Origin of the sequence: Odoribacter sp. N54.MGS-14, from assembly GCF_000980295.1 — a bacterium.
Taxonomy (GTDB): domain Bacteria; phylum Bacteroidota; class Bacteroidia; order Bacteroidales; family Marinifilaceae; genus Odoribacter; species Odoribacter splanchnicus.
Map to the genome: position 1 here is coordinate 1 of NZ_LARL01000090.1, position 9,927 is coordinate 9,927.

Consider the following 9,927-nt stretch of genomic DNA (forward strand, 5'->3'; position numbering starts at 1 on the left):
CCCTGTGGGACAGACACGAACCCTCGTACAAAGAGGCTGATTTCAGTCGGTATGTCGACTATATGGCCCATCAACTCACCGAATTAATGAGTAATTACGGACCGATCTGCGAACTATGGTTTGACGGAGGCTGGGACAAACCGGCCCAAGCCTGGGATATTCCCCGCCTGTACAAGCTGGTAAAAAAACTACAACCTCATTGTGCCATTTCCACCAACCAAACTATTGCCTATCGGGAAAACTCGAACGAGATCGTACCTGTAGAACTTCAAACGACAGACAATCGCTACTATTGCCAATATTTTCCATCGGATTTCAGGTTGTGGGACCCCAAAATTGCCAGTTCATCCGATAAAAAACAGTACCTGTATCAAGGGAAATCATATTATCTGCCTTTTGAACACACGATATGTCTGAGCAGTGAATGGAACTGGTTTCAAAAGTCTACCCCTATAGCCCCCCGGGAACTGGACGAGCTGGAAGAATTGTTTTATTGGTGTACCGCCAATCAGAATACCCTGGTTTTAAATGTCGCTCCCGATGCAACAGGCCGGATCAAAGAAAACGAAGCCAATCAGATTATTGCCTTGAAAAACAGGTTAAATCTGCGGAAAAACAAACCTTTTCCGACCAATGGGAAAACGGTCTCTCTGCAACAAGAAGCCAATGTCAACTCGGTTTGGAACAATCAAATCCAGGAATACGGCCCACAAAATGTCGTCGATGGCGGATTACAAACCCGTTGGGCCAGCCAGATCGATTGTCCGGAGCTGATTATAAAATTAAATGAACGGGATAAATTCAACAAAATTTCCATTTTTGAATACCGGGATGGCTTGCAAAACCGGATTCAAGCCTATACAATCGACATCTGGCAAGACAACCGGTGGACAACCCTTTACCTGTCTCAAAGTCCGATGGGAGCCTGTAAAGTGATCCATCTCCCTCAAACTTACCAAACCAGTCAGATTCGCTTGAAAGTACTGGCAGCTAGTGCCCCTCCTTCGATTTACGAATTCAGTGTTATACACAAAGAATAAGCCGGAAACAAAAAAGCAGTTATCTTTCGAATAACTGCTTTGTGGTTAAGGGGTGGAAGATCGGGCTCGAACCGACGACCTTCGGAACCACAATCCGACGCTCTAACCGACTGAGCTACATCCACCATTTTGCTTTTGCGCTTGCAAAGATAAGGAGAATCTGTTATTCTGCAAACAAAATATCAAAAAAAAATGTCTAAAATTCAGTTTTAGTCGTTCCATCCAAAACAATAAACTTGCATTCAAGTATTTACCGAGGAGGGATTTCTATATTTCCAGCTTCAATCTCACGGGCGGCATACTCCAACTGTTCGTACCATTCTTCACCATACCGAGCGATCAAAGCCTGTTTTAAAAAACGATACAACGGCATACCTGCTTGCTCACCTTTTAGCCGGGCACATCCGCAAATATCCCAACGGTTGTAATTCAGTGCTTCAAATCCTTCGTATTTTGTCACCCGGATCGGATATAAATGACAAGAAATCGGTTTACGAAAATCACACTTCCCCTCAGACCAGGCTTTTTCGATCGCACACCAACAACTTCCTTTTTCTTCTATGGCATAAGCACATTCTCCCCCTTGAATCAATGGAGTCACCAAATCCCCCTCCTGATCGATCACCGAGAAACCTTGTTCCTCAACAGCTGCAATCCCTTCGGGTTTCATATAAGCCCGGATATTTTCATAGTTCGTCTCGATCCGCACCGGTTCATCCTCTTCCAAAGGGGCCCCCGAATCTCCTTCGACACAACATATTCCCCTGCACTGCGCTAAATCACAACAAAACTTTTTTACAAAAATATCGAAACTTACGATTGTATCCTCTATCTGTATCATAGTCGAAAACCGACAACTATATGGTTTTGTTTATCATGTTCATAAAGTCTGCAAAGTTTACAAACTTGACAGACTTTATAAATCATTTATCCCTGTTATTTTATCAAGCTTTTTCCGGTCATTTCTGCAGGCTGGGCAACTCCCATAATCTGCAGGATGGTTGGAGCGACATCAGCCAAAACGCCGTTATTCAAAGTCTTTCCCTTTTCGTCGGTCACCCAAATGCAAGGCACCGGATTCAGCGAATGAGCCGTATTCGGAGTACCGTCGGGATTGACAGCATTGTCGGCATTTCCATGATCGGCAATAATCAATACATCGTAACCATTGGCCTGAGCGGCAGTCACGACCTTTTCGACGCAACGGTCGACCGTTGCTACTGCCTTTTGGATCGCTGCATACACACCGGTATGTCCCACCATATCTCCGTTAGCGAAATTCAGGCAGACAAAATCAGCTGATTTGGCATTCAATTGCTCTACTAATTTTTCCGCCACTTCAGGAGCCGACATCTCGGGTTGTAAATCATAGGTAGCCACTTTCGGCGAAGGCACCAAAATCCGGCTTTCACCTTCAAACTGCGCTTCACGTCCTCCGTTGAAGAAGAAAGTCACATGAGCATATTTCTCTGTCTCGGCAATCCGCAACTGTTTCAAACCGGCCTTACTGATCACCTCTCCCAAGGTATTCTCTACATTCTCTTTATTAAACAGAATATGCAGACCTTCAAAAGTAGCGTCGTAAGGAGTCATACAACAATAATACAAAGGCATCTTCTTCATCTGCTGTTCGGGGATATCCCGTTGGGTCAAAGCAATAGTCAATTCTTTGGCGCGGTCGTTACGGTAGTTGAAGAAAATCACCATATCACCCGGTTCGATCACACCCACAGGCCGATGGTCGCTTCCGACATGTACGATCGGTTTGATAAATTCATCGGTAATCCCTTCGTCATAAGACTGTTGGATACTTACCTCCACATGCTGCGCAGGGGTACCGATTCCATTCACAATCAAATCATAGGCTTCCTTTACACGCTCCCAACGATTATCCCGATCCATAGCATAATAACGACCGATGACAGAAGCGATCCGTCCGGTCGATTTGTCCATATGAGCCTTCAATTCTCTTATGAATCCCAGTCCGCTCTTCGGATCGGTATCCCGGCCATCCATAAAACAATGAACAAAAGTTTTGGCTATTCCAAATTCTTTAGATACATCACATAGTTTCTTCAGATGCTCCAAAGAGCTGTGTACTCCACCATCCGATACCAAGCCCATAAAATGTACTTGTTTTTTATTGTCACGGGCATAAGTAAAAGCCTTCACGATCTCGGAATTCTGCATAATCGAATTATCCCAGCATGCTTTGTTGATCCGTACCAAATCCTGATTCACCACCCGTCCGGCACCGATATTCAAATGGCCGACTTCAGAATTACCCATCTGGCCATCCGGCAAACCGACATTTTCTCCACAAGTCAGTAATTGAGCATGCGGATATTTTTCCGACAATGAATTCATAAAGGGAGTCGGGGTATTAAAAATAGCATCCGTCTTGTCATGCTTCCCGATTCCCCAACCGTCTAAAATCATCAATAATACTTTATTCATATCTGTTTTTATTTATTGTTATTGCTTAAAATCACCACAATCATTTGTTTACAAAGTTAATTTATTATCCCGACTTTCTCCCGAAAGTACCGATTTTTAGCGGGATAATTTTTACGGAAACGTTTTTATCGTCATCCCGGCGATTCAAATTTTTTCAAACGATTTATATTCAAAAACGCCCTAATCTTTGTAAGGTACTATCCCAAACAAATATTTATAAAAAATTTAGTACTATGTATTGCATAATACTATATTAATCCATATATTTGTTCCGTAAAACCAAAGAAGAGGCGCTTATGAACATAGAAAACACACAGGCTCAAATGCGGAAGGGGATACTCGAGTACTGCATTTTACTGATCATCGCCCGGAACGACGCCTACGTCCAGGACATCATCAATAAGCTGAGAGCTTCGAAAATGCTGGTGGTAGAAGGTACCGTTTATCCTCTACTCACCCGATTAAAGAACACCGGATTGCTGGCCTATCGCTGGGAAGAATCGACACAGGGCCCTCCCCGGAAATATTACAACATCACCGAACAAGGACGTCAATTCCTGCAAGCCCTGGAAACTTCGTGGGAAGAACTGACGACAGCTATCGAAATCCTAAAAGCACCACATACACCTCAATAACAAACATCATGAAAAAAACATACAACATCAATCTCAACGGTCAGGTATTTTGTATCGACGACGATGCTTGTCTGAAACTCCAATCTTACATAGACACCCTGGAAAGTCATTATCTGAAAGAAGAAGACGGCCGGGAAATCATGGCCGATATCGAAAGCCGGATCGCCGAATTACTGAAAGAAGTGCTCGGGAAAGGATACAAACAAGTGGTTACCATGGAAGATATCGACCAAATCATTCGGATCATGGGTAGTCCTGACGTAATCATCGACGAAGATACGGACAAGAGCACAGAACCGATAAAACGGAAACTATACCGGGATACCGACGAATCTGTTCTGGGGGGCGTAGCTTCAGGAATAGCAGCTTATTTCGATATTTCGGTGGTATGGATAAGAATTGCTTTTGTCTTGTTAGCGTTTTTCTACGGAGTAACGATCCTAGCTTATATTATCCTTTGGATCGCCACACCTGCAGCTGTGACTGCCAGACAAAAAATGGAAATGAAAGGAGAAAAAATCAATGTTTCCAATATCGAGAAAAATGTCCGGGATACCTATGACGATCTAAAAAAAAACTCTGGTATTCAAAAATTCTTCACCGGAATAGAAAACGGTGCTAAAACCTGTTTTCAGACACTGAACACTATTTTAAGGAAATGCCTTAAGATCGTGTTCAGTGTGTTGTCTGTCGTGGGATTGCTGGCAGGAACCTTTCTGTTTATCCTGGTTTTCTGGTGTCTGCTGTATCCCGAAAGCGTTACAAATTTCAGCATTTATCATATTCTATGCAGCTCCATATCGTCAGAGCTATTACTGACTTTGAAAATCATCCTTTTACTCACCCTGAATATCCCTTTACTACTGATCATCTATATCTCGGCCCGTTATCTATTCCAGTTCAACTGGAATAAGATTTTCCTTCTAACGGCAATCGGTTGTTGGTTTCTTGCCGGATTCGCAGGTATCATCATCACGATACAGCAAAGTCTGAGCTATAGTGATGTCACAGAAGAAACGGAGGGCCATTCTTTTATCACCGCCGACACGACCTCGCATAAATACCTGTTGAAGATCGATGATCTGCCTCAGGTCAGCGAGAATAGTAACATCATCCATACAAACAGATATTTTGCAAATATACTGGCATTCGACAGTATTCCCCCCAAAGAGATCTATCTCAAAACTTTTATCCGTGCAATTCCAAGTACGTTTTCCCGGCCTTCCCTGACGATTCAGAAAAAAATCAGAGGTATCCGTACCCCGGATCATTTCAGGCCATTGAATACCATCCGATACCATTGGGAACAAAATGGAAACGAACTGACCCTGGACAATTATTTCAAAATACAACCCCCTCATTGGAAAGGGCAGGAAGTAGAGGTCACTATCCGGATTCCTGAAGGAGATACCCTGGTCATCCAGGGAAGTAATAAAATAAGAAATAATATCATTCATTCCTGTATTCCTTTCCAGGGATATAAGAAAAATTATACCACTGTCATGAAAAACGGAGTGTTGGAGATAGTGAAATGAAATAATTTTCTCACTGATTTTAACCGATGAATGGGGGGAACCAAAAGTCCGGAAACCGACTTTCGGCCCCTCATTTATAATAAACGAAATTTCGTCTTGTTTGTCCAGGTGAGCTTCAATAAATCGGCACCTTCCCAAATTCCCACCCCCTGATACTCTTCTCCTCCCCGACGGTAGATCTCGTCCAACCAGGGTAAAAGCAAATCTCCTTCTTCAAGTCTTTCCTGATAAGCCGCCACATAAGCCGCCACAATCAATCCACCATAAAACTCCAACCCTTGTATTTCACGAATTCGTCCTCCTGTATCGACCACATCTTTCACCCGTCCTTGTTCAAGAATCACATATCCATTCTTCACCAATGGAAATCCCGGCAAACAGATATAATTAGCAGCAATCTTTCTCATCAAACGGTATTTATCGTCTTCGCAAACTTTGTTTCAGCCTTTTCTCCGTTTCCCGGGAAACATAAGGCCGATAAAGATAAGTACCCCAGGCTTCCCCTCCCATTTCGTCCAATTCTACCAATTTTTCCTTTTTAGCGGGAGGAGTTTTTTTACCTTTCACCGGTTTGATATATTTTGCCGGAGGCATCGTATCCAGGAAAGTTATCACCAGCCGGTTATACACCGAATCGGCATATTGCGACCAATTGTAACTACGTTTTAACGTATCGAAATCGACCACCAGATCTCTCACCCGCAAAGTATCGTTACCGTCGGCAGAAAGAAAATACGAACGAATCCGCCGGTTTTGGGTATTCTGGAGAGAATCGAAATGAATCGTCGTTCCGAATTTATATAATCCCGGAACAATACTATCGACAGTTATCGTGAAAACACTATCCAATTTTAAGGTATCCACCAACGGAAAATAGTTGACAGAATCTTTCGACTTCAACTCATTGAGTACTTTTTCAATAGCTGTGAGTTGCCGGTGTATACTATCGATAACCACATCATACATCTTCGAAAACAGGACCGTCTGAGCCGAATAATAATATAAACAAGAGTCGAATTCCGCTTTGTCGATATGGTATTTCCGGAATACATCGTTGTAATATTCATAATTTTTCAGTTCATTATATCCCTGCCCTATTCCCCGGTACACCGACAAGGTTCCGTCGACTTTATGCAAATCGATCAGCAGGTTTGTGAACTGCTCTTTATTCAAAGGTACCTTTTTAGATTCACAACCTCCAATGATTCCCCCCACACACGCCATGATGATTAGTATTCCTTTCCGGATAAATGATATCATAAATCTTTTTTTATAAGCTTAAACAACTGAGAAGAAAAAATAAATTCATTCAGATACGGATTATCCGTATGTGCAATTTGCTCTTTCGAACCTTCCCATTCCTTGCGTCCTTCGTGAATAAACACGATTTTTTCCCCGATTTCGAAAACAGAATTCATATCGTGTGTATTGACGACCGTCGTCATATTATACTCGTGGGTAAGCTCACTGATCAAATTATCGATAACGATAGAAGTCAAAGGGTCCAAACCCGAGTTAGGTTCGTCACAGAACAAAAATTTCGGCTGCAGGACAATAGCCCGGGCGATAGCCACCCGTTTTTTCATACCTCCACTAATCTCCGAGGGATACAGATCTTCGGCTTTATTCAGTTCCACCCGATGCAGGCAAAAGAGTGCCCGTTCTCTTTTCTCCTCGTAGGAAAGATCGGAAAACAGGTTGAGGGGAAACATCACATTTTCCAATACCGTTTGTGAATCGAACAAAGCCCCTCCCTGAAACACCACTCCGATTTCTTCCCGCAAAGATTTGAGTTGTTTGGAATTCATCATCGTCAAATCGCGGTCACCGTAATAAATATGACCGGTCGTAACCGAATGCAAGCCGATCAGGGATTTCAGCAAGACCGTTTTACCGGACCCACTTTTCCCGATGATCAGATTCACTTTACCGGCTTCGAAAGTGATATCGATGTCCGATAATACCTTCTTATTATCGAAAGATTTACCCAAAGCTTCAACACGTATCATTACAGCATAATTTGAGTTAATACCAGGTTAGCGGTCAATATAGCGATACTACTATCGACCACAGCTTTCGTCCCGGCTTTACCGACTTCCCGGGCTCCCCCCTGGACGTAATATCCATAAAAAGCAGGGATTGAGGTAAATATAAAAGCAAAGAACAAGGTCTTTACGATCGAATAGGTCACATAGTAAGGATTGAAGGAAAAATGAAGGCCATAAACAAAATCTTCAAAATTGACAACTCCACTGATCAATCCGGAAATGATTCCCCCTAAAATACCGATAAAAACACTGAAGATATAAAGGATCGGATTAATCACCAGAGAAGCTAAGATCTTCGGTCCCACCAAATAAGAAACCGAATTGACTCCCATGGTTTCCAAAGCTTCTATCTGCTCGGTAATCCTCATACTCCCGATCTCGGAAGCGATATTACTACCGATTTTACCGGCTAAAATCAAGCTGACGATCGTCGATGAAAATTCCAGCAACATCGTTTCCCGGGTCAGGTAACCGATCAAATACCGGGGCAATAAGGGACTCTGCATATTATAAGCAGTCTGCAAAGTCAGCACCGCTCCGATAAAAAAAGAAATAATCACTACTAAGACAATTGAATTCAAGCCTAACTTTTCAAATTCAACTATTACTTCTTTAGTATAGACACTTCTTTTTTCCGGACGGGAAAAGGCTTTTCTAATAAAAATAAGATAGCTACCCAGCTTATATAAAAACTTCATATTCCTGTCGGTTAAGAAAAACAAGGTAAAAATATAAATTATTCATGGATTTACGCGTTCCTACTCTCATAAAGTTCCTAAATCGGCTCAAATCCGGTACTGCGGCAGGGAATAAAATCTATATCAAGGGGAATCGGCGGAATAATTTCAGGATTCTGAAAAAAGTAGTATATTTGGTATATTATTTGAAAGCTATTTTAAAAAGAGGAACTTTAAATATACAACTACGAATGAATCCAAATTCCTACTGCTTAATTATGGCCGGGGGTATCGGAAACCGTTTCTGGCCGGTAAGTAACCGCCGTTGTCCCAAACAATTTTCTGATATCCTGCACTGTGGAAAGAGCTTTATCCGTCAAACTTACGAACGTATTTCCCAGATTTTCCCCAATCATCGTATTTTTATCATCACCGGAGAAGAATATGAAGATATCATCAAAAGACAACTCCCGGAAATACCGGATTCCAATATATTGAAGGAACCTTATGTCAGAAACACCGCCCCTTGTATCGCTTATGCCGCTTATAAAATCAAAGGTCTGAATCCGGATGCGTATATCGTCACTATCCCTTCCGACCATTTTATCAGCAACGATCAGGCTTATTTGAACGACATCCAGGAGGGGTTATCTTTTATCGAGAAACAAAAGGGACTGCTCACGATCGGCATCACTCCTACACGTGCCGAGACAGAATACGGATACATTCAGGTGAAATCGAAAGACAATACACAAAAAATATCACAGGTCAAGACTTTCACCGAAAAGCCCAACCAAGAACTGGCCAATATGTTTTTCGATTCCGATGAGTTTTTGTGGAATGCAGGTATTTTTATCTGGAGTGTTCAGGATATCATCCAGGAATTCAAGACCCATATGTTCGATCTGCACGCCCTTTTCAATACGGAATGTAAACTGAATACCCCGGCCGAACCTGCTTTCATCAAGAGTGTATACGGGCAATGCCACAATGTATCGATCGATGTCGGTATTATGGAAAAATCACAACATGTTTATGTATTAAAAGGGAATTTCGGCTGGTCGGACGTCGGTACCTGGCATGCTTTTCACGCCCTTTGTGATAAAGACGACCACAACAATGTCACCAATTCGGATAAAGTGGTGCTTAACGATTCGAACGACTGTATTGTGAACGTTCCTCCCCGAAAAAATGTCGTCGTTCAGGGCGTCGATAACCTGATCATTGCTGAAAAAGACAACTACCTGATGATTTGTCACCGCAAAGACGAAGATAAAATCAAACGCTTCGAAAAGTTTTTCCGTCATAAAAAATGAGGGTGACCACTTAAACTCAGATCGGTGAAGCCAGCATCCGATCCTAATGAATCAGCCTATCAGCTTCACCGATCTGAGTTCATTTACCTAGGGACATTCAGTAAATACTATAAAATTAGCCAACTAATTCATACATAAAATATTGCGAATTAGTTGGCTTTTTTGTATCTTTAGGTATTCCCCCGCAAATAAGGTTTGGAAGCCAAAACGGGGGAAATT

Annotated in this window: 10 protein-coding genes and 1 tRNA gene; 4 read left to right on the forward strand and 7 right to left on the reverse strand. The window is 42.3% G+C overall.

Annotated features, from left to right (window positions below):
• A partial coding sequence (locus WS42_RS13345; protein ID WP_046451240.1) for a crotonobetainyl-CoA--carnitine CoA-transferase occupies positions 1-1,040 on the forward strand: 1,040 nt, incomplete at its 5' end.
• A gap of 50 nt (positions 1,041-1,090) precedes the next feature.
• Here the strand turns inward: WS42_RS13345 and WS42_RS13350 are convergent.
• The 3 genes from WS42_RS13350 to gpmI form a co-directional block, all read right to left on the reverse strand.
• Positions 1,091-1,166, reverse strand: a tRNA-His gene (locus tag WS42_RS13350).
• Positions 1,167-1,290: 124 nt separating this feature from the next.
• Positions 1,291-1,881, reverse strand: coding sequence for a DUF3109 family protein (locus WS42_RS13355; RefSeq protein ID WP_022160642.1), 591 nt, complete (start codon positions 1,879-1,881; stop codon positions 1,291-1,293).
• 95 nt (positions 1,882-1,976) lie between these two features.
• A complete protein-coding gene (gene gpmI, locus WS42_RS13360) occupies positions 1,977-3,497 on the reverse strand; it encodes a 2,3-bisphosphoglycerate-independent phosphoglycerate mutase (protein WP_022160641.1) in 1,521 nt (506 codons plus the stop codon).
• 296 nt (positions 3,498-3,793) lie between these two features.
• On the opposite strand from gpmI, the gene WS42_RS13365 reads away from it, so the two are divergent.
• Positions 3,794-4,132, forward strand: coding sequence for a PadR family transcriptional regulator (locus WS42_RS13365; protein ID WP_041557024.1), 339 nt, complete (start codon positions 3,794-3,796; stop codon positions 4,130-4,132).
• Between the two features lie 8 nt (positions 4,133-4,140).
• Entirely contained in the window at positions 4,141-5,667 is a 1,527-nt protein-coding gene (locus WS42_RS13370; protein WP_022160640.1) for a PspC domain-containing protein, read from the forward strand.
• A gap of 74 nt (positions 5,668-5,741) precedes the next feature.
• Here the strand turns inward: WS42_RS13370 and WS42_RS13375 are convergent, their stop codons facing one another.
• Genes WS42_RS13375 through WS42_RS13390 form a run of 4 tightly spaced genes read right to left on the reverse strand, consistent with a single transcriptional unit; the run spans position 5,742 to position 8,413 of the window.
• Positions 5,742-6,074 (reverse strand): hypothetical protein, encoded by a 333-nt coding sequence (locus WS42_RS13375; RefSeq protein WP_022160639.1) that lies wholly within the window; start codon positions 6,072-6,074, stop codon positions 5,742-5,744.
• 10 nt (positions 6,075-6,084) lie between these two features.
• On the reverse strand, positions 6,085-6,927 hold the full coding sequence (locus WS42_RS13380; RefSeq protein WP_022160638.1) for a DUF4296 domain-containing protein: 843 nt from the start codon (positions 6,925-6,927) through the stop codon (positions 6,085-6,087).
• Positions 6,924-7,676, reverse strand: a complete 753-nt coding sequence (locus tag WS42_RS13385; RefSeq protein WP_046451241.1) for an ABC transporter ATP-binding protein — start codon at positions 7,674-7,676, stop codon at positions 6,924-6,926. The genes WS42_RS13380 and WS42_RS13385 overlap by 4 nt, the downstream gene beginning before the upstream one ends.
• Entirely contained in the window at positions 7,676-8,413 is a 738-nt protein-coding gene (locus tag WS42_RS13390; RefSeq protein WP_013613493.1) for an MlaE family ABC transporter permease, read from the reverse strand. Before WS42_RS13390 ends, WS42_RS13385 begins: the two co-directional genes overlap by 1 nt.
• Before the next feature lie 257 nt (positions 8,414-8,670).
• Here WS42_RS13390 and WS42_RS13395 point away from each other — a divergent pair, with 257 nt between their 5' ends.
• Positions 8,671-9,708, forward strand: coding sequence for a mannose-1-phosphate guanylyltransferase (locus tag WS42_RS13395; RefSeq protein ID WP_022160637.1), 1,038 nt, complete (start codon positions 8,671-8,673; stop codon positions 9,706-9,708).
• The last annotated feature ends 219 nt before the right edge of the window (positions 9,709-9,927 follow it).

Coding starts and splice junctions, on each gene's coding strand:
- WS42_RS13355 (WP_022160642.1), bottom strand. CDS start 1,881: ATGATACAGATAGAGGATACAATCGTAAGTTTCGATATTTTTGTAAAA.
- gpmI (WP_022160641.1), bottom strand. CDS start 3,497: ATGAATAAAGTATTATTGATGATTTTAGACGGTTGGGGAATCGGGAAG.
- WS42_RS13365 (WP_041557024.1), top strand. CDS start 3,794: ATGAACATAGAAAACACACAGGCTCAAATGCGGAAGGGGATACTCGAG.
- WS42_RS13370 (WP_022160640.1), top strand. CDS start 4,141: ATGAAAAAAACATACAACATCAATCTCAACGGTCAGGTATTTTGTATC.
- WS42_RS13375 (WP_022160639.1), bottom strand. CDS start 6,074: ATGAGAAAGATTGCTGCTAATTATATCTGTTTGCCGGGATTTCCATTG.
- WS42_RS13380 (WP_022160638.1), bottom strand. CDS start 6,927: ATGATATCATTTATCCGGAAAGGAATACTAATCATCATGGCGTGTGTG.
- WS42_RS13385 (WP_046451241.1), bottom strand. CDS start 7,676: ATGATACGTGTTGAAGCTTTGGGTAAATCTTTCGATAATAAGAAGGTA.
- WS42_RS13390 (WP_013613493.1), bottom strand. CDS start 8,413: ATGAAGTTTTTATATAAGCTGGGTAGCTATCTTATTTTTATTAGAAAA.
- WS42_RS13395 (WP_022160637.1), top strand. CDS start 8,671: ATGGCCGGGGGTATCGGAAACCGTTTCTGGCCGGTAAGTAACCGCCGT.